Raw genomic sequence first — 241 nt, 5'->3', positions numbered from 1 at the left:
CATAGGGCACGGTCGACGGCCACAGGCGCTTGTCACGCTCAATGCGGTCTTTGAGCCAGTCGACCATCTTGATCGCGTTGCGGGCGTCCCAGGGCGACCAAAACCAATGTTGGACGATCGGCAGGGCGGGCTCGTCGAACTCGTCGAGGACTACGAAGGCGACGGGCACGTCGAAGCCCATCGTGTCGGATTTGTCGAATGCGCCGGTGTACTTCGTTGCCACGATGCGGCGGCCTTGGAA

The 241-nt window shown here is 62.2% G+C and carries 1 protein-coding gene; it reads right to left on the bottom strand.

Annotation, left to right across the window (positions count from 1 at the left end; all coding sequences use genetic code 11):
- On the bottom strand, positions 1-223 hold a 223-nt coding region (locus ACSNOK_RS35945), incomplete at its 3' end, for a hypothetical protein (protein WP_436784851.1).
- Positions 224-241 lie beyond the last annotated feature (18 nt).

Origin of the sequence: Streptomyces sp. URMC 126 (assembly GCF_051386555.1) — a bacterium.
Lineage (GTDB): Bacteria > Actinomycetota > Actinomycetes > Streptomycetales > Streptomycetaceae > Streptomyces.
This window is presented reverse-complemented; position numbering and strand designations above follow the sequence as displayed.